This window comes from Arthrobacter sp. 7Tela_A1 (assembly GCF_049311065.1).
Classification (GTDB): Bacteria; Actinomycetota; Actinomycetes; order Actinomycetales; family Micrococcaceae; genus Arthrobacter_B.
This window is the reverse complement of sequence record NZ_JAXIOO010000043.1, coordinates 1-18,824: the sequence shown is the minus strand read 5'-3', so window position 1 is coordinate 18,824 and position 18,824 is coordinate 1. Positions and strand designations below refer to the sequence as shown.

The window sequence follows — 18,824 nt, the reverse complement described above, 5'->3', positions numbered from 1 at the left end:
AGCGCGTCATGAGCGTTGCCATCCGTGTCATTCCCTGCCTCGACGTCGACGCCGGCCGCGTGGTCAAGGGCATCAACTTCGAAGGCCTGCGCGACGCCGGTGACCCGGTGGAGCTGGCCCACCGCTACGACCGCGCCGGCGCCGATGAACTCACGTTCCTTGACGTCACTGCCTCCTCGGGTGCCCGGGAAACGGTGTTCGACGTCGTCTCCCGCACTGCCGAGGAAGTCTTCATTCCGCTGACCGTGGGCGGCGGTGTCCGCACCGTTGAGGACGTGGACCGGCTGCTGCGCTACGGTGCGGACAAGGCTTCGATCAACTCCGCCGCCGTCGCACGCCCGGACGTGATTGACGAGATTACCCGGCACTTTGGTTCCCAGGTGCTGGTGCTGTCCGTGGACGCACGCCGCACGCATGACGGCTCGACGCCGTCAGGCTTCGAAATCACTACCCACGGCGGCCGCAAGGGCACCGGGATCGACGCCGTCGCCTGGGCCAAGGAAGCAGCTGACCGGGGTGTGGGGGAGATCCTGCTCAACTCGATCGACGCCGACGGTACCCGCGACGGGTTCGACCTGGAAATGATCCGCGCCGTCCGCGCTGCCGTGAACGTGCCGCTGATTGCCTCCGGCGGCGCCGGTGTTCCGGAGCATTTCCCGCCGGCCATTGCTGCCGGTGCGGATGCTGTCCTCGCTGCGTCGATCTTCCACTTCGGGCCGGACAACGCCATTGCGGACGTCAAGAAGGCCATCTCCGACGCGGGCTACCCCGTCCGCTAGGTTCAGCTCCAGCTGCAGTCCCTGCGGGCAAACGAGCGTACTCTGACGCTATGAAGCCCGCAGGGACGGCGAGCACTGCGGCGGCCCACGCCGACGCCCGGCAATCCTGCCGGAAACCAGTACTTCTTCTACTGGTCCGCCTGGGAATGGTGGCTGCGGCTACTGTCGCGGCATGGCTCATCATGCGAACAGCCAACGGGGGAGCAGCGTTTCCGCCATCCCCGATGCTCGCCTCGCTGAGCTTGATTCCGGTCAACATCATTTCGCTGCTGCTCGTTTCCCGGATGCTGCGAAGCGAGGGATCCAGCCTGAGGTCGCTCTTCCGCCCCGGCCGCACATTGCTGCGGGATGCCGGATGGGGTCTGCTGTGGATTGCCGTCCTCTACGTACCCTTTGTCCTGGCCGTGGTGGGGACCATGTGGGCACTGCACGGCGCTGGGATGTTTGAGGCTTTCGCGACGGTCTTCTACGACCCCGACGCCGCAGGCATTGCGTCCCCGGTGTGGTCCCTCGTCCTCGGCCTTGCGGCAGTACTGACGTTCGCCCCGCTGAACGCTCCGGCCGAAGAAGCCGTCTACCGGGGTTACGCACAGTCCCGGCTCTCCGCAGCATGGTCCCCGTGGCCGGCCATGCTGTTCTGCTCCCTGGCCTTTGGTGCCCAGCACGCATTCTTCGCACCAACGACGGAGGCTGTGATTGTCTACGTGGCTGCCTTCACCATCTGGGGACTTGGCTCAGCGATCATAGTCCGTGCCCAGCGCCGCCTCCTGCCGATCACTATTGCGCACTTCGTCGTCAACCTCATGACCAGCTCCCCGGCACTGGTGTTCCCCATCCTGCTGCTCTCCGAAGCCGTGCCGGGCTAGCGGGGATCATCCACCGGGATTCGCTGCCAGAACCTCCGCAAAAGACCGGAACGCTTCATCGGCCGGGTGCACATCAGGGACGTTCGATTCGTTCATGAACACCACAATCGTTGCGCCGCTGGCCGGATCATGGAACGCGGCGGAGGTGAAGCCGACGCCTTCGCCGTTGTGTCCCCACCAGCCGCCGGTCTTCCCGATGCCGAGGGCATACTGGTCGTAGGGCGGGCCGGCCTGAAGCGGCGCGCCAGCCAGCCGTATCTCCTGGGTGTCCGCATCCAGCAGGGCTCCGGTGGCCAGGGCCTCCGCCCACGCCCGGGTGTCCTCAAGCGTGGAAAACAGTGACCCGGCAGCGGCAAAGATGGACGGGTTCTCCATCTGTGCTTCCACCTCACCTTCCTGCTCGATGTACCCGGTGGGATGCGGCTGGGTCCAGTCCGCGGTGTCCGTGAGGTACCTGGTGCCGCGCAGCTGCAGGGGCTCAAGGATGCGTTCGCTGAGAACCTCGCTGTACGGCTGGCCGGTGACCTTCTCGATCACGGCGCCGAGCAGGTTCGTGTTGGCATTGGTGTAGACACGCTGCGTGCCCGGCTCGAACTGCGCGGGCTCACCGAGCACAAAGCCATTCAGTTCCTGGAGAGTGAACAGGCGTGCCGGGTCCTGCCCGTACTCGGCGGCAAACGCCTCGCCCGTGTAGTCCGCATTGCCGCTGGACATCTCCGCGAGCTGCCGCAGCGTAATCCGGTCGCCGTTGGTCACTCCGTCAAGGTACTGGCCGACGGCGTCGTCGAGGCTCAGCAGTCCCTGGTCGGCGAGCTGGAGCAGCAAAGTCACGGTGTAGGACTTGGTGATGCTCCGCAGCGGCCACGCCATGCCGTGGGAGACCGGAACCGCGCCGGCGACGTCGGCTGTTCCGGCAGCGGCCTGCCAGGTTCCCTCACCGGGGAGCCAGACCCCGGCAGCAGCACCCGGCACGCCGTAACGCTCCAGGACCTGGTCCAACCGGTCCTGCAGCGCAGTCTGCATCTGGTCCGGCAATCCGTCCTGCGCCGAAACCCCGGGAGACGGGGAGGAGAACGGAGACGTCACAGAGTCCCGGGCCGTGTCGGGCGGGGTACAGGAAACAACAAGCAGCGCGGCGGCCACGGACGCGGCCGCCAGCCGCACGGGACGGGCAAAGACGCAGTTCCTGTCCATGGGGGTCTCCGAGGCCAGCGGTCGGTGCTTGGGCTTCCAGCGTGGCAGTTCCCGGGGGCCCGGGCAACGAAAAAGGGTCCGGCGAATACGCCGGACCCGGTATTCGGAATACGGTTTACAGGCCGATCTCGGCGCTCTCGAGGAGCGCGACGGCGTCGGGCTGGCCTTCGAACATGACCAGGGCCTGCTGGTTGCGGCCGTGGGCGTGCAGGAGCAGCTCGCAGGGCTCGCCGACGATTGCCACGGACACGGCTGCCCGCTTGGCCACGTGCCGCGGCCCGTCAGGACGCACCAGGACAATGCCGACGTCGACGCCGCGGTAGAGCAGTGCCGCCCGTTTCAGCAGCTCGGACCAGAGGGCTTCGGAGTATTCGGCATCCAGGGCCCGCGGAGCCCAGCGGTCACCGGCACGGCGGATGTCCTCTGTGTGCACGAAGTACTCCACCAGGTTGGCGGAGTTGTCCACCGACTTGATCTGCATGGGGGAGAGCAGCGGAGGCCCGGATCGGAAGGACTTGACCAGCTTGGCGTAGCCCTCGGAGGTGGAAGCCTTGGCGACGAGCGCGTCCATGGCTTTGGCCGTCCGTGCGGCGAGCGGCTTCACAAAGAAACCGAGGGCGGAGGCCGGACGGTGTTCGCGCAGGTAAAGGTGCGCCGCCAGGTGACGGGTCTCCCACCCCTCGCAGAGCGTGGGCGCGTGGGGACCGGCCGCGAGCAGTGTTTCGGCCAAGACTTCACGGGAGGGTTCTACGAATTGCATCACTGCTGAAACTAGCACGGAACACCCCGCTTTGCCCGCCACCCGGGGCCGATCGGCCCCGGTGCGGCCAAACGCACTAGAATCGATACCGATGGCAAGCGACCCAAACCCTCAGACCATTCCGGCCTCCGACCTGGACCCCGGAATCGCGGCGACCCTTAAGCGTGACGACGCCGGACTGGTGGCAGCAGTGATCCAGCAGCACGATACCGGTGAGGTACTCATGCTTGGCTGGATGGATGACGAAGCACTCCACCGCACTTTGACCACCGGACGGGTGACGTTCTGGTCCCGCTCCCGGGAGGAATACTGGCGCAAGGGCGACACGTCCGGCCACGTCCAGTACGTCAAATCCGTGGCGCTGGACTGCGACGGCGATGCGCTGCTGGTCCGCGTGGACCAAGTCGGTGCCGCCTGTCATACCGGCACCCGGACCTGCTTCGACGGCCGCGGCCTGCCCGTGTCCGCCTAGCCGAACACCCTCCAACCCGAAAGCCCATATACATGCAGGATCTAGGTGTTATCTCTCCCTCCCTGGAGGAATTCCGTGCTGTTGCCGCGGACCGCCGTGTTGTCCCGGTCCGGCTGAAGGTCCTGGCCGACGCCCACACTCCCATCGGCATCTACCGCAAGCTCACCGGCGGGGAAGCAGGAACCTTCCTCATGGAGTCGGCCGCGACCGGCGGGGTCTGGTCCCGGTACTCCTTCATCGGCGCCCGTTCCCGCGCCACGCTGACCACACGGGACGGCGAGGCATGCTGGCTCGGCAAGCCGCCGGCCGGTGTTCCCCTGCAAGGCAATCCGGTCGAGGCCATGGCCGCAACGCTGCAGCTGCTGGCCACTGACCGCTTCGACGGACTGCCGCCGTTCACCTCCGGCCTGGTCGGATTTGTCGGGTGGGAGTCGGTGCGGCACTGGGAGAAGCTCCCGTCACCTCCGGTCGACGACCTGGACCTGCCGGAGATTGCCATGAACCTGGTCTCGGACATGGCCATCCACGACAACTCCGACGGCACGGTGCTCCTGGTGGCCAACGCCATCAACTTCGACGGCTCCGATGAACGGGTGGATGACGCCTGGCACGACGCCGTTGCCCGGCTGCACAGCATGCTGGACAAGCTGGCGGCCCAGGCCCCGCAGGCCGTCACCGTGCTCCGCGGCGGCTCTGTGGACGTTTCCACCCTGACCGCCGGCGTGAAGGAAAGCTGGCCCAAGCCGGATTACCTGCGTGCCGTGGAACGCGGCAAGGAAGCAATTGTCGACGGCGACGTCTTCCAGGTGGTCATCTCCCGGCGTTTCGAAATGGAATGCCGGGCCGAGGCGCTGGATGTCTACCGGGTGCTGCGCAACACCAACCCGAGCCCCTATATGTACCTGTTCAACTTCGAGGACTGCAGCGGCAACCCGTTCGCCGTCGTCGGTTCCTCTCCGGAAGCGCTGGTTACGGTCACCGGGAGCGAAGTCATCACGCATCCGATTGCCGGCTCGCGTCCCCGCGGGAAGACGCAGGAACTGGACCGGGTGCTCTCCGAGGAACTCCTGGCGGATGAGAAGGAACGGGCCGAACACCTGATGCTGGTGGATCTGGCCCGCAACGACTTGTCCAAGGTCTGCCTGCCCGGCAGCGTGGATGTCACGCAGTTCATGGAAGTCGAGCGTTTCAGCCACATCATGCACCTCGTCTCGACGGTGGTGGGGGAACTGGCCCCGGACAGGACGCCGTATGACGTGCTGTCCGCGACGTTCCCGGCCGGGACGCTCTCCGGTGCGCCCAAGCCGCGTGCCCTGAGCCTGCTCGACGAACTGGAACCGCACCGCCGCGGCATCTATGGCGGCGTCGTCGGCTACCTGGACTTCGCCGGGGACATGGATATGGCCATCGCCATCCGTTCTGCCCTGCTGCGTGAGGGCAAGGCCTACGTTCAGGCGGGCGGCGGGATTGTCGCCGATTCGGACCTGGAGGCTGAAGCGCAGGAAACGGTGAACAAGGCCGCGGCGCCGCTGCGTGCGGCGCTCATCGCTGACGGACTGGAACCGGTCACGCCCGCCGTGGCCGCGAGGATCTTCAACAGTCAGGAAACGAGCAAGTGAGTTCAAGAACGGCTTCGTCAGCCGCGCGCTGGCAGCGCAAGTCCACCGTCGTACTGGTGACCGTGCTGCTGGCGGCAGCTGCGTTCGGCACCACCACACGGACCTGGCTCGACGTCGTCCTCCCGCAGGCAGCAGTGGAGACCCCGAACATTGCCGTGGCCGGAAGCGAAGCCGCAACCGCGGTGACGGCTTTCGCCGTCGTCGCCGTGGCGGCCGCCCTGGCTGCTTCGATCGCCGGCAAGATCGCCCGGTGGGTCATCTCGGTGGTGCTCATGGTGGCCGGCTTCGGCGTGGCCTACGCCAGCGCCGCAGTCATCCAGGATCCGCAGCAGGGTGCCGCCGGCGCGGTGGGGAAGGCAGCCGGTGTCAGCGGCGCCGCCGGCGCAGAGGTAACCCTCACCCTCATGCCGTACCTGGCGGCAGCAGCCGGAGTGCTGATTGTGCTGGCCGGCATCTGGCTGGCCGTCGCCTCACGATCCTGGGCAGCGTCCCGGAAGTATGCCGCGCAGCCAGCAACGGGCGCAGCATCCAAGGGCGAATCCACGCACCCGCCGATCGATGAAATCGACAGCTGGGACCGTCTGACCAAGGGTGAAGACCCCACGAATTACCGGTAGGCAGCTCCCGGGCCGCCGCACACACCCCGCAACAAGTAAGAGACTTCCTGCCAGCTAATGGCAGAATGGAACCCAGACCCGTTTACGAGGAGATTCACCATGAGCACAAACGCCATTGACCAGCAGGACACCAAGCCCGAGAACGATGCCGAGGTCCACGCCAGCATCCACGATGAGACCATTGGACACGGCAACACCCCGGCAGCTTGGACCTGCGTGCTGATCATGATTGCAGGTGCCCTGGTTTCCAGCATCGGCTTCGTGATCGCCAGCATGCTGGTCTTCATCGCCGGCCTCGTCGTGATGGCCCTCGGCCTGGTCGTTGGCTGGATCATGCGCAAGGCCGGCTACGGCGTCGGCGGTTCAAAGCTGAAGAACAACGGTCACTAAGTGAGCGTTCTCGACGACATCATTGCCGGTGTCCGTGAGGACATGGCCCAGCGGCAGCGCGAGCTGCCGCTGGAAAAGGTGCAGGAGCGCGCCGCCCAGGCCGCTCCTGCCCTTGATGCGTTCGATGCCCTGGGCGGCAACGACGACCCCCGCAGGACCCTCCGGGTGATCTCCGAGGTCAAGCGTTCCAGCCCCTCCAAGGGTGCCCTGGCCGAGATCACCGACCCGGCAGCACTGGCAGCGCGCTACGAACACGGCGGAGCTGCCGTGATCAGCGTGCTCACGGAGCAGCGCCGGTTCAACGGATCCCTGGCGGACTTCGACGCCGTCCGGGAGGCAGTGCGGATCCCGCTGCTGCGCAAGGACTTTACCGTCGATGAATACCAGATCTGGGAAGCCCGTGCGCACGGCGCCGATCTGGTGCTGCTGATCGTGGCGGCACTGGATGACGAGCAGCTGCGCACCTTCCTTGACCTGACCCACGAACTGGGCATGAACGCCCTGGTCGAGACGCACACCGCCGAGGAAATCGAGCGAGCCGCAGCCGTGGGCGCCCGGATCATCGGTGTGAACGTGCGGAACCTGAAGACCCTTGAGGTTGACCGTTCAGTCTTCGCCGCACTTTCGGCGTCCATACCCGCAGGCGCGGTAGTGATCGCCGAATCCGGCGTCAGGGACACCGCTGACGTCGAGCACTTCGCAGCCAACGGCGCCAACGCCGTGCTTGTCGGTGAAGCGCTGGTCAAACACCACGACCCCGCGGCCACCATCGCGGAATTCATGCAGGCAGGAGCCGCGGCCATCGCCGGACGGCTGCAGGCCAGCGAACGCTAGGACATAACTTTCGACGTACCCTTCCGGCCACTGCCCGCAGCGGCCCGGACCAAAGCAGGACAGGACAGGCTCCATGACCGGGACCCCCGAGAACAGCACGGCCGCCAGCACGGCAGGCCCAGGCGAGACGGTGACGGACGAGGTGACTGACAGCTTCCTCACCGGAGCTGATTCCCTGCGTCACGCCGCCGGACCCTACTTCGGCGAGTACGGCGGCCGATGGATGCCCGAGTCCCTGATCGCCGCCCTGGACGAGCTGACCGACACGTTCGAGAAGGCCAAGGACGACCCGGACTTCACCGCCCAGATTGCCGACCTGAACCGCAACTACTCGGGCCGGCCGTCCCTGTTGACCGAGGCGAAGCGGTTTGCCGAGCATGCCGGCGGCGTGCGGATCTTCCTCAAGCGGGAAGACCTGAACCACACGGGTTCCCACAAGATCAACAACGTGCTGGGGCAGGCGCTGCTTGCCAAGCGCATGGGCAAGACGCGCATCATCGCTGAAACCGGTGCCGGCCAGCACGGGGTGGCCAGCGCGACTGCAGCCGCCCTGCTCGGCCTGGATTGCGTCGTGTACATGGGAGCAGAAGACTGCCGCCGCCAGGCCCTGAACGTTGCCCGCATGGAACTGCTGGGCGCCAAGGTCATTCCCGTGACCAACGGCTCCCAGACCCTGAAGGACGCCATCAACGAAGCACTGCGCGACTGGGTTGCCAACGTTTCGACCACCCACTACCTGCTGGGCACGGCTGCCGGCGCGCACCCGTTCCCCGCACTGGTCCGTTACTTCCACGAGGTGATTGGCGAGGAGGCCAGGGCGCAGATCCTGGAGCAGACCGGTAAGCTTCCCGATGCAGTCTGCGCCTGTGTGGGCGGCGGATCCAACGCGATCGGCATTTTCCACGGCTTCCTCGACGACGCGTCGGTAGCGATATACGGCTTCGAAGCCGGCGGTGACGGCGTCGACACCCCGCGGCATGCCGCAACCATCACCCTGGGCCGTCCGGGCGTGCTGCACGGCGCCCGTACGTACCTGATGCAGGACGAAGACGGCCAGACGATCGAGTCGCACTCCATCTCGGCTGGCCTGGACTACCCAGGCGTCGGCCCGGAGCACGCCTATCTGGCGGACATCGGACGGGTTTCCTACGAACCCATCACCGATGCCGAAGCGATGGACGCCTTCAAGCTGCTCTGCCGGACCGAAGGCATCATCCCGGCCATCGAGTCCAGCCATGCCCTTGCCGGCGCCATCAAGGTGGGGCAGCGCCTCGCAGCCGAAGCCGGCCCTGAGGGAGACGCCTCCGAGAAGATCGTCATCGTCAACCTCTCCGGACGCGGCGACAAGGACGTAGCAACCGCCGCTGAATGGTTCAACCTGCTCGACGAGAAGTCAGCTGAAGCCGAGATCGGCAAAGAAGGAGAACAGCTGTGAGCGTCTCGACCGCAAGCAAGTCTGCTGCCGCCATCGACCGGGCACGGGCTGACGGCCGTGCCGCGCTGGTCGGGTACCTCCCCGCAGGTTTCCCCTCCGTGCAGGACACCATCGCCGCCGGCATTGAGATGGCGCGAAACGGTGCGGACCTGATCGAAATTGGCATCCCCTACTCGGACCCCGTCATGGACGGATCCGTCATCCAGGCCGCCACCAGCCAAGCCCTCGAAGCCGGTTTCCGGGTGCAGCAGGTGTTTGACGTCGTCGCCGGCATCACGGCCGAGACCGATGCAGCGGTGCTGGTCATGACCTACTGGAACCCCGTGATGCGCCTGGGCGTCGACGAATTCTCCCGCCGCCTGGCTGAAGCCGGGGGAGCGGGCCTCATTACCCCGGACCTCATCCCGGATGAAGCCTCTGAATGGCTGGCGGCCTCGGATAAGTACGGCCTGGACCGGGTCTTCCTGGTCGCTCCGTCCTCCACCACCGAACGCATGAAGTCCACGGTGCAGGCCAGCCGCGGCTTCGTCTACGCCGTCTCCATCATGGGGGTCACCGGCACCCGCAGCCAGGTGTCCGACGCCGCCGAGGGCGTGGTGAGCGCGGCACGCGCTGCCGGCGCGGAACGTGTATGCGTCGGACTGGGTGTGTCCACCGCCGAGCATGTCCGTGAGATCGGCTCTTACGCCGACGGCGTGATCGTGGGCACCGCGCTCGTGGCCGCCCTGCGCGACGGGGGCCCGGCTGCCGTCGGCGCCTTGACCAGCGAACTGAGTTCCGGAACCCGAAAGAGCTAACCATGTCCACGTCCCTGGCGGTTCCGGCCGCGATTCCCAGCCCTCCGGCTGACTTCAGCAGTTTCTCGCTGGGGCCGCTGACCATCCACGCCTACGCGCTGTGCATCCTCGCCGGAATTATCCTGGCGCTGTGGATGACCTCCGTGCGCTGGAAGAAGCGCGGGCTCCCGCAGGACTCCGTCTTTGACATCGCCATCTGGGCGATTCCCTTCGGGATCATCGGCGGGCGCCTGTACCACGTGGTGTCTTCTCCGGACGCGTACTTCGGTCCCGGCGGGGACCTGGCCCTGATCCCGCAGATCTGGCGCGGCGGGCTGGGAATCTGGGGTGCCATCGCCCTCGGTGCCGTGGGCGCATGGATCGGCTGCCGGCGGGCGGGGATCAAACTCTCCACCTTTGCCGACGTCGCCGCTCCGGGAGTGCTGCTGGCCCAGGCGGTGGGCCGCTGGGGCAACTGGTTCAACCAGGAGCTCTTCGGCGGACCGACGGACCTTCCCTGGGGCCTGGAAATCGATCCGAACAACACCAACTTCCCCGCCGGCACTGCTCCGGGCACCCTCTTCCACCCCACGTTCCTCTATGAGTCGCTGTGGAACCTGGCGGGTGTGGCCGTGCTGCTGCTGCTGGATAAGCGCTTCCGGCTGCGCGGCGGCCGCCTCTTCTGGCTTTACGCCGCCATTTACACCGCCGGACGAGTGTGGATCGAAATCCTCCGGATCGACGACGCTGAGATGATTACCCTGTTCGGCACGACGCAGCGCCTTAACGTGTGGACTAGCGCCGCCCTGCTGCTGCTCTCCATCGGAATGTTCATCTTCCTGTCGGTGCGTGCCCGGAAGACGCCGGAAACGTCGCTGTACCTGGAAGGCGGTCCCGTCCCCGCAGCCGGTGAAACCGCTGACGGGAGTAACAATTCACCGCTAGATAACAAGAACGAAACAGAATCCGGGAATGTGAAATCTGCGTCACGAACGCGTGAAGCGCGTGCTAATGTCGCAGAGACAAAAAACGAGGCTTCCAAGCCTTCCCGGTCCGATCATTCGGACCCAGCCACGTAGGACCTGCGCCCGGGTTACCTCCCGGGCAGTCCTGATGCCACATTGAGGTGGCGGCGAGCGGTGGCCGTGCGCGGGGACAACCTGCGCTGCGGCATCCGGACGGACGTAGTTTCCAGAGCCAGCCCCCACCCCCATGCAGGGCCCTCACGGGAATACGGACGTAGAATCATCTGACACGCCGGCAGGTACGTGCCGCCGGTGTGGGGCCAATGTCGTCCCCTCCTAACGTTCAACAGGGGGAAGGACTTACCCTATGACTCACTCAATGTCCCCTCAGCCCGCGCAGGTGGTGTCGCCGTTCCAGCGGTTCGCGGCCTACCCGGAAGACGCGGGGCTCTACCGGGCCGAGAACGAAAAAGACGCCTGTGGACTGGCCGTCATTGCCACCCTCCGCGGCGAACCCGGGCACGACATCGTCGATGCGGCGCTGACGGCGCTGCGCAACCTTGAACACCGCGGTGCCGTGGGCGCCGATGAAGGTACCGGCGACGGCGCCGGCATCCTCACCCAGGTTCCCGACGAGTTCCTCCGTGCGGTCACGGATTTCGACCTTCCGGCTGCCGGCAGTTACGCCGTTGGTACGGCGTTCCTCCCCACCGAAGAGCGCGAGCAGGAAACCGCCCGCTCCGGCGTCGAAGCCATCGCCGAGTCCGAGGGCCTCACCGTCCTGGGCTGGCGCGAGGTTCCGATTGCCGCAGACATCGTCGGCGCCATGTCCCGGGCCTGCATGCCGTACTTCGTCCAGGTTTTCCTGGCTCCCGCCGACGCGGCCTGTACGGACCTCGACGCACGTGCCTTCCGGGTCCGGAAGCGCTCCCAGAATAAGTTCGGCGTCTACTTCCCGTCCCTGTCCTCCAAGACCATGGTCTACAAGGGCATGGTGACCACCGCCCAGCTGGAACCGTTCTTCCCGGATCTTTCTGATCCGCGGTTTAAGACCAAGCTCGGTATTGTGCACTCCCGGTTCTCCACGAACACCTTCCCGTCCTGGCCGCTGGCCCAGCCGTTCCGCGCCATCGCCCACAACGGTGAGATCAACACGGTTAAGGGCAACCGGAACTGGATGCGTGCCCGGCAGTCCCAGCTCAAGAGCCCGCTGCTCGGGGACACCCCCGAAGAGCTCTTCCCCATCTGCACGCCGGGCGCCTCTGACTCGGCGTCCTTCGACGAAGTCGCTGAGCTGCTGATGCTCTCCGGCCGGCCGATCACGCACGCCGTGATGATGATGATCCCGGAAGCCTGGGAAAACCACGCCACCATGGATCCGGCCCGCCGCGCCTTCTACCAGTACCACTCCATGCTCATGGAACCGTGGGACGGCCCCGCCGCTGTCTCCTTCACGGACGGCGACCAGGTCGGAGCGGTCCTGGACCGCAACGGGCTGCGTCCGGCCCGCTACTGGATCACCGAGGACGGCCTGGTGGTCCTGGCGTCCGAGGTCGGCGTCGTGGACATCGATCCCGCCAAGGTGGTCCGCAAGGGCCGGGTGTCACCGGGCAAGATGTTCCTGGTCGACACCGCTGAGGGCCGGCTGATTGAAGACTCCGAGATCAAGGCGGAGATTGCTGCCGCCAACCCGTGGGCCGAATGGGTCCGCGAAAACCAGGTCTCATTGGAAGAACTGCCCGAACGCGAGCACGTTCTGCACACCAAGGCCTCCATCAACCGCCGGCAGCGCACCTTCGGCTACACCCAGGAAGAGCTGCGCATCCTGCTCGGCCCGATGGCCCGCACCGGTGCAGAACCGCTGGGCGCCATGGGTTCCGATACGCCCATTGCCGTGCTCTCCAAGCGACCCCGGCTGCTCTTTGACTACTTTGTGCAGTCCTTCGCCCAGGTGACCAACCCGCCGCTGGATGCCATCCGCGAGGAACTGGTCACCTCCATGCAGAGTTCGATTGGTCCCAACGGGAACCTGCTGGCGCTCGGCCAGGTCAAGACGCACCAGATTGCCCTGAAGTTCCCGGTCATCAACAACGATGAACTGGCGAAGATCGCCAACCTCAAGAACGAGGACGGCGAAAAGGTGGCGCTGAAGGTCCGCGGCCTCTACCGGCCCGACGGCGGCGAGTCCGAACTGCGGGCACGCATCAGCGAAATCTGCGAAAAGGTCTCCGGTGCCGTGAACCGCGGAGTCGAATACATCGTGCTCTCCGACCGCGACTCCAGCGCCCAGTGGGCACCGATTCCCTCCCTGCTGCTGCTCTCCGCCGTACACCACCACCTGCTCAAGAGCGCCAACCGCACCAAGATCTCCCTGATCGTTGAAGCCGGCGACGTCCGCGAGGTCCATCACGTGGCGGTCTTGATCGGCTACGGCGCTTCGGCGGTGAACCCGTACCTGGCCATGGAAAGCTGCGAGGAACTGGTCCGCAACGGGGACATCACCGGTGTCACCCGGGAACAGGCCGTGACCAACCTGATCAAGGGCCTGGGCAAGGGCGTCCTGAAGATCATGTCCAAGATGGGCATTTCGACCGTGGCTTCCTACTGCGGCGCCCAGACATTCGAAGCGATCGGCCTCGGCCAGGAGCTCGTGGACGAATTCTTCCACGGCACCCAAACCCAGCTCGGCGGCGTCGGGCTGGACGTGATCGCTGCGGAAAATGCGGCACGCCACACCAGTGCCTACCCGTCCGACGAGATTGAGGAACCCCACCGCAGCCTGGACAACGGCGGTGAATACCAGTGGCGCCGTGAAGGCCCGCCGCACCTGTTCAACCCCGAAACCGTGTTCCGCCTGCAGCACTCCACGCGCGAACGGCGCTACGACGTGTTCAAGGCCTACACCCGCGGCGTGGATGACCAGGCCAAGGACCTGATGACGCTGCGCGGCCTGCTGGACTTCAAGACGGGGGAGCGTCCGCCTGTTCCGCTGGAGGAAGTCGAACCGGTTTCCTCGATCGTCAAGCGGTTCTCCACCGGCGCGATGAGCTACGGCTCCATTTCCCAGGAGGCCCACGAGACCCTCGCTATCGCCATGAACCGGCTGGGCGCCAAGTCCAACACCGGTGAAGGCGGCGAGGACGTGGACCGTCTCCTGGATCCCGAACGCCGGTCCGCTATCAAGCAGGTTGCCTCCGGCCGTTTCGGCGTGACCAGCCTGTACCTGACCAATGCCGATGACCTGCAGATCAAGATGGCGCAGGGTGCCAAGCCCGGCGAAGGCGGCCAGCTGATGGCGCAGAAGGTCTACCCGTGGGTGGCCAGCACGCGCCACTCGACACCCGGCGTCGGCCTGATCTCGCCGCCTCCGCACCACGACATCTACTCGATCGAGGACCTGGCACAGCTGATCTATGACCTGAAGCGGGCCAACCCGTCCGCCCGGGTCCACGTGAAGCTTGTCTCCGAAGCCGGAATCGGTACTGTGGCAGCCGGCGTGACGAAGGCGAAGGCCGATGTCGTATTGGTGTCCGGGCACGACGGCGGCACCGGTGCCTCGCCGCTGAACTCGCTGAAGCATGCCGGTGCTCCCTGGGAACTCGGCCTGGCCGAAACGCAGCAGACCCTGATGCTCAACGGCCTGCGCGACCGCGTGGTGGTGCAGGTGGACGGCCAGCTCAAGACCGGCCGCGACGTCGTCATCGCAGCCCTCCTGGGCGGTGAGGAATTCGGTTTCGCGACCGCCCCGCTGGTGGTCTCTGGATGCATCATGATGCGCGTCTGCCACCTCGACACCTGCCCGGTGGGCGTGGCAACCCAGAATCCCGAGCTGCGCGCCCGCTTCTCCGGCAAGCCGGAGTTCGTGGTGAACTTCTTCGAGTTCCTCGCCGAGGAAGTGCGTGAACTGCTGGCCGAACTCGGTTTCCGGTCCCTCGAGGAAGCCATCGGCCACAGCGAAATGCTGGACACCAAGGCTGCCGTGGACCACTGGAAGGCCGACGGGCTGGACCTGGAACCGATCCTGCGCGGCCACGAAGTGGACCCCGGTGCACCATTGCGCAACCTGGTGACCCAGAACCACGAACTGGATGCGCACTTCGACAACAAACTGATCGAGATGAGCGCCGACGCACTGCAGAACCGGCAGCCGGTGCGGATCACGCTGGACGTGGTCAACACCGACCGGTCCGTGGGCACCATGCTCGGGCACACGGTCACCAAGACCTTCGGCACCGACGTGCTGGCAACGGACACGATCGACATCACGCTGACCGGCCAGGCCGGCCAGTCGCTCGGGGCGTTCCTTCCGGCCGGCATCACGCTGCGCCTGTTCGGTGACTCCAACGACTACGTGGGCAAGGGGCTTTCCGGCGGACGGATCATTGTCCGGCCGGACCGTGCCAACGTCTTCCCGGCTGAGCGCAACGTCGTGGCCGGCAACGTGATCGGCTACGGCGCCACCAGCGGCGAGATGTTCCTCAGCGGCCAGGTCGGTGAACGCTTCCTGGTCCGGAACTCCGGTGCCACAGCCGTCGTCGAGGGAATCGGCGACCACGGCTGCGAATACATGACCGGCGGCCAGGCACTGGTCCTGGGCTCCACCGGACGGAACTTCGGCGCAGGCATGTCCGGCGGCACCGCGTTTGTGGTGGACCTGGACCGCGCCCGGGTCAACAAGGACGCCCTGGAGTCCGGCGAACTGCTGCTGCTGCAGCCCGACGCCGAGGACGTGGACATTGTCCGCGGCCTGCTGCTCAAGCACGTCGAGGAAACCGGCTCTGCGCTGGCGTCCTCCCTGCTGGAAGACTTCGAAACGACTGTTTCCCGCATAACCAAGGTACTGCCGCGCGATTACGCGGCAGTTCTCGATGCCCGCGCCTCCGCGGCTGAAGCAGGGCTGGACCCTGACGGCGCCGAAGCATGGACCAAGATTCTGGAGGTAACCGGTGGCTGACCCACGCGGATTTCTGAAAGTGCGCGAGCGGGAGACCCAGCCGCGCCGGCCCGTCCCTGTCCGCATCATGGACTTCAAGGAAGTCTACGAACGGCAGGAAAAGGGTGTGCTGAAGGAGCAGGCCGGACGCTGCATGGACTGCGGCATCCCGTTCTGCCACCAGGGCTGCCCGCTGGGCAACCTCATTCCGGAATGGAACGACCTCACCTGGCGGGACAAAGGCCAGGAAGCGATCGAACGCCTGCACGCGACGAACAACTTCCCCGAGTTCACCGGACGCCTTTGCCCGGCGCCCTGCGAAGCCTCCTGCGTGCTGGGCATCAACCAGCCGCCGGTGACCATCAAGCAGGTTGAAGTTTCCATCATCGACCAGGCCTTCGATGAGAACTGGGTTGTCCCGCACGCTCCGGAGCGTCTGACCGACAAGACCATCGCCGTCGTCGGATCCGGACCTGCCGGCCTGGCTGTGGCCCAGCAGCTCACCCGGGCCGGCCACACCGTGGCTGTGTACGAACGTGATGACAAGATCGGCGGCCTGCTGCGCTACGGCATCCCCGACTTCAAGATGGAGAAGGAACAGATCGACCGCCGGCTGGACCAGATGCGCGCCGAAGGCACGCGGTTCCGCACCGGCGTCGAAGTGGGCAAGGACATCTCCTGGGAGCAGCTGCGCCGCAGGTACGACGCCGTAGTGGTCGCCACCGGTGCCACGGTTCCGCGAGACCTGCCCATCCCCGGACGTGATCTCTCCGGCGTGCATTTCGCGATGGACTACCTGGTGCAGTCCAACCGTGCCGTTGCGGGGGAGAAGGTCAAGAACCAGATCCACGCCGAAGGCAAGCATGTGGTGATCCTGGGCGGCGGCGACACCGGTGCTGACTGCATCGGCACCGCGCACCGGCACCAGGCAGCGTCGGTGACCACGCTGGCGATCGGCAAGCAGCCCCCGGCGGAGCGGGCCGCGCACCAGCCGTGGCCGATGTACCCGACCCTCTTCGAGGTCGCCAGCGCCCATGAAGAAGGCGGTGAGCGGACCTATCTTGCCTCGACAGTCGAGTTTGTGGGCGAGAACGGCAAACTCACAGGCGTGAAGGTCGCGGAGACAGAGTTCGTGGACGGAAAGCGCCTGCCGAAGGCGGGAACCGAACGGATCATCCCGGCGGACCTGGTGTTCCTCTCCCTGGGGTTCACCGGTCCGGAACCGGCAGGGCTGGCCGAACAGGTGAACGCCGAGTTCGACGAGCGGAGCAACGTCAAGCGTGACGGGTACTACATGACGAACACGCCCGGTGTCTTTGCCGCCGGTGACGCGGGCAGGGGGCAGTCCCTCATCGTCTGGGCCATTGCCGAAGGGCGGGCCTGCGCGGCCGCCGTCGACAAGTGGCTGGAGGGCTCGACCCGCCTTCCCGCGCCGGTCGCACCAACGGACCGGGCCATCGCCCCGCTGTAAAAGATAAGACGGACGCAAAGGCGCCGGACCCCGGTCCGGCGCCTTTGCTGCAGCCAGGGAGAGCGCTCCCATGACTGCGTAATCGGAATCGGACGACTAGGGTAGGACATATGAGACGCGCAAAGATTGTTGCAACCTTCGGACCCGCCATTGCCAGTTACGAAAACACCGTAGCCGTGCTGCGTGCGGGGGTGGACGTAGCTCGCATGAACATGAGCCACGGCGATCATTCCGTCCACAACACCACGTACGAAAACGTGCGCCGGGCCTCCGCTGAGCTCGGCAAGCCGGTGGGTATTTTTGCCGACCTCCAGGGCCCCAAGATCCGGCTCGGCCGCTTCACGGACGGTCCGCATTTCCTGAACCGCGGTGATGCCTTCACCATCACCGTGGAGGACGTGCCCGGGACCGCCGGTATTTGCTCGACTACGTACAAAGGCCTTCCGGGCGACGTGAACGTTGGCGACATCCTGCTGATCGACGACGGCAAGGTGGCGCTGCGCGCCACGTCCGTGGACGACAAGCAGGTGGTCACCGAGGTCACCGTTCCAGGACCGGTGTCCAACAACAAGGGCATCAACCTGCCCGGCGTGGCCGTCAATGTACCCGCCATGAGCGAGAAGGACGAGGCTGACCTCCGCTGGGCGATCCGCCGCGGCGTGGATATGGTCGCGCTCTCCTTCGTCCGCAATGCCGCCGACGTGGTGCGGGTCCACGAGATCATGGACGAAGAGGGCCGGCGCGTTCCGGTTATCGCCAAAATTGAGAAGCCGCAGGCCGTCGCGGCGATCGAGGAGATCATCGACGCCTTTGATGCCATCATGGTTGCCCGCGGTGACCTCGGCGTCGAGCTGCCGCTGGAAGATGTCCCGATGGTCCAGAAGAACGCCATTGAGCTGGCCCGGCGCTGGGCCAAGCCCGTGATCGTTGCGACCCAGGTCCTGGAATCGATGATCGAAAGCCCGCGGCCCACCCGCGCCGAAGCTTCCGACTGCGCCAACGCAGTCCTGGACGGCGCGGACGCCGTCATGCTCTCGGGTGAAACCTCCGTGGGCAAGTACCCAATCGACACGGTCAAGACCATGGCCCGGATCATCGAATCCACTGAAGAGCACGGTCTGAACCGTGTGCCGCCGCTGGGAAGCAAGCCGCGCACCCGCGGCGGTGCCATCACCCGCGCCGCCGTCGAGATTGCCGACCAGCTGGACGCCGAATGCATCTGCACGTTCACGCAGTCCGGTGACTCCGCGCGCCGCCTTTCCCGCCTGCGGCCGAAGAAGCCGGTGTTTGCTTTCACACCGGTGGAATCCACCCTGAACTACATGTCGCTGTTCTGGGGGATCCGCCCGCTGCTGGTCGAGTTCGCCGAGCACACCGACACGATGACCGCGCAGGTCGACCGCAAGCTGCTGGAGAACGGGATCGTGGAGGAGGATGCCATGGTGGTGATCGCTGCCGGTTCACCTCCCGGACAGGCCGGCTCCACCAACCTGCTGAAAGTCCACCGCGTTGGTGACGCTGCGGACGCCGGCGAAAGCCGCCGCCGCGAGAAGGAAAAGGTCGGCCCCTGGCCGGTCAAGGAAGCCAACAAGGGCAAGGCCAAACCCATCTAGCGTCGAGCCACTGCAAGAGTCCCCCGGCGGGGCCCTCCGGCCGGGGGCGCGTGGTGTGGGGGGGGGGTGGTGGTTGGGCGGGGGGGGGGAGGGGGCCGCC

The 18,824-nt window shown here is 66.0% G+C and carries 15 protein-coding genes; 13 read left to right on the top strand and 2 right to left on the bottom strand.

The window, feature by feature from the left end; translation table 11 throughout:
• Window positions 1–8: 8 nt before the first annotated feature.
• Window positions 9–779, top strand: coding sequence for an imidazole glycerol phosphate synthase subunit HisF (hisF, locus tag TVB01_RS14475; RefSeq protein WP_227896876.1), 771 nt, complete (start codon window positions 9–11; stop codon window positions 777–779).
• 50 nt (window positions 780–829) lie between these two features.
• A complete protein-coding gene (locus TVB01_RS14470) occupies window positions 830–1,645 on the top strand; it encodes a CPBP family intramembrane glutamic endopeptidase (protein WP_422456614.1) in 816 nt (271 codons plus the stop codon).
• A 6-nt stretch (window positions 1,646–1,651) separates the two neighbouring features.
• Here the strand turns inward: TVB01_RS14470 and TVB01_RS14465 are convergent, their stop codons facing one another.
• Entirely contained in the window at window positions 1,652–2,839 is a 1,188-nt protein-coding gene (locus TVB01_RS14465) for a serine hydrolase domain-containing protein (protein WP_422456613.1), read from the bottom strand.
• Window positions 2,840–2,954: 115 nt separating this feature from the next.
• A complete protein-coding gene (locus TVB01_RS14460; protein ID WP_422456612.1) occupies window positions 2,955–3,599 on the bottom strand; it encodes a TIGR03085 family metal-binding protein in 645 nt (214 codons plus the stop codon).
• Window positions 3,600–3,690: 91 nt separating this feature from the next.
• Between TVB01_RS14460 and hisI the strand changes: the two genes are divergently transcribed.
• From hisI to pyk, 11 genes are all read left to right on the top strand, one after another.
• Window positions 3,691–4,071, top strand: a complete 381-nt coding sequence (hisI, locus tag TVB01_RS14455) for a phosphoribosyl-AMP cyclohydrolase (RefSeq protein WP_422456611.1) — start codon at window positions 3,691–3,693, stop codon at window positions 4,069–4,071.
• Window positions 4,072–4,103: 32 nt separating this feature from the next.
• Window positions 4,104–5,690 (top strand): anthranilate synthase component I, encoded by a 1,587-nt coding sequence (locus TVB01_RS14450; protein ID WP_422456610.1) that lies wholly within the window; start codon window positions 4,104–4,106, stop codon window positions 5,688–5,690.
• Window positions 5,687–6,307, top strand: a complete 621-nt coding sequence (locus TVB01_RS14445; RefSeq protein WP_422456609.1) for a Trp biosynthesis-associated membrane protein — start codon at window positions 5,687–5,689, stop codon at window positions 6,305–6,307. Before TVB01_RS14450 ends, TVB01_RS14445 begins: the two co-directional genes overlap by 4 nt.
• A 99-nt stretch (window positions 6,308–6,406) precedes the next feature.
• Window positions 6,407–6,697 (top strand): HGxxPAAW family protein, encoded by a 291-nt coding sequence (locus TVB01_RS14440; RefSeq protein ID WP_422456608.1) that lies wholly within the window; start codon window positions 6,407–6,409, stop codon window positions 6,695–6,697.
• On the top strand, window positions 6,698–7,531 hold the full coding sequence (gene trpC / locus TVB01_RS14435) for an indole-3-glycerol phosphate synthase TrpC (protein ID WP_422456607.1): 834 nt from the start codon (window positions 6,698–6,700) through the stop codon (window positions 7,529–7,531). It begins immediately after the preceding gene.
• Window positions 7,532–7,604: 73 nt separating this feature from the next.
• The gene (trpB, locus tag TVB01_RS14430; protein ID WP_422456606.1) at window positions 7,605–8,966 is read left to right on the top strand and encodes a tryptophan synthase subunit beta; all 1,362 of its coding nucleotides are present in this window, start codon (window positions 7,605–7,607) and stop codon (window positions 8,964–8,966) included.
• Entirely contained in the window at window positions 8,963–9,763 is an 801-nt protein-coding gene (trpA, locus tag TVB01_RS14425; RefSeq protein WP_422456605.1) for a tryptophan synthase subunit alpha, read from the top strand. Before trpB ends, trpA begins: the two co-directional genes overlap by 4 nt.
• 2 nt (window positions 9,764–9,765) lie before the next feature.
• Window positions 9,766–10,821, top strand: a complete 1,056-nt coding sequence (gene lgt, locus TVB01_RS14420) for a prolipoprotein diacylglyceryl transferase (protein WP_422456604.1) — start codon at window positions 9,766–9,768, stop codon at window positions 10,819–10,821.
• A gap of 253 nt (window positions 10,822–11,074) precedes the next feature.
• A complete protein-coding gene (gene gltB, locus TVB01_RS14415) occupies window positions 11,075–15,661 on the top strand; it encodes a glutamate synthase large subunit (RefSeq protein ID WP_422456603.1) in 4,587 nt (1,528 codons plus the stop codon).
• Complete coding sequence (locus TVB01_RS14410) at window positions 15,654–17,111, top strand: glutamate synthase subunit beta (RefSeq protein ID WP_422456602.1); 1,458 nt, start codon at window positions 15,654–15,656, stop codon at window positions 17,109–17,111. The genes gltB and TVB01_RS14410 overlap by 8 nt, the downstream gene beginning before the upstream one ends.
• Window positions 17,112–17,221: 110 nt before the next feature.
• A complete protein-coding gene (pyk, locus tag TVB01_RS14405) occupies window positions 17,222–18,724 on the top strand; it encodes a pyruvate kinase (RefSeq protein WP_422456601.1) in 1,503 nt (500 codons plus the stop codon).
• Window positions 18,725–18,824 lie beyond the last annotated feature (100 nt).

What these genes read in the sequence shown, in the direction of transcription:
- hisF (WP_227896876.1), top strand. Translation starts at nt 9, where the DNA reads ATGAGCGTTGCCATCCGTGTCATTCCCTGCCTCGACGTCGACGCCGGC.
- TVB01_RS14470 (WP_422456614.1), top strand. Translation starts at nt 830, where the DNA reads ATGAAGCCCGCAGGGACGGCGAGCACTGCGGCGGCCCACGCCGACGCC.
- TVB01_RS14465 (WP_422456613.1), bottom strand. Translation starts at nt 2,839, where the DNA reads ATGGACAGGAACTGCGTCTTTGCCCGTCCCGTGCGGCTGGCGGCCGCG.
- TVB01_RS14460 (WP_422456612.1), bottom strand. Translation starts at nt 3,599, where the DNA reads ATGCAATTCGTAGAACCCTCCCGTGAAGTCTTGGCCGAAACACTGCTC.
- hisI (WP_422456611.1), top strand. Translation starts at nt 3,691, where the DNA reads ATGGCAAGCGACCCAAACCCTCAGACCATTCCGGCCTCCGACCTGGAC.
- TVB01_RS14450 (WP_422456610.1), top strand. Translation starts at nt 4,104, where the DNA reads ATGCAGGATCTAGGTGTTATCTCTCCCTCCCTGGAGGAATTCCGTGCT.
- TVB01_RS14440 (WP_422456608.1), top strand. Translation starts at nt 6,407, where the DNA reads ATGAGCACAAACGCCATTGACCAGCAGGACACCAAGCCCGAGAACGAT.
- trpB (WP_422456606.1), top strand. Translation starts at nt 7,605, where the DNA reads ATGACCGGGACCCCCGAGAACAGCACGGCCGCCAGCACGGCAGGCCCA.
- lgt (WP_422456604.1), top strand. Translation starts at nt 9,766, where the DNA reads ATGTCCACGTCCCTGGCGGTTCCGGCCGCGATTCCCAGCCCTCCGGCT.
- gltB (WP_422456603.1), top strand. Translation starts at nt 11,075, where the DNA reads ATGACTCACTCAATGTCCCCTCAGCCCGCGCAGGTGGTGTCGCCGTTC.
- pyk (WP_422456601.1), top strand. Translation starts at nt 17,222, where the DNA reads ATGAGACGCGCAAAGATTGTTGCAACCTTCGGACCCGCCATTGCCAGT.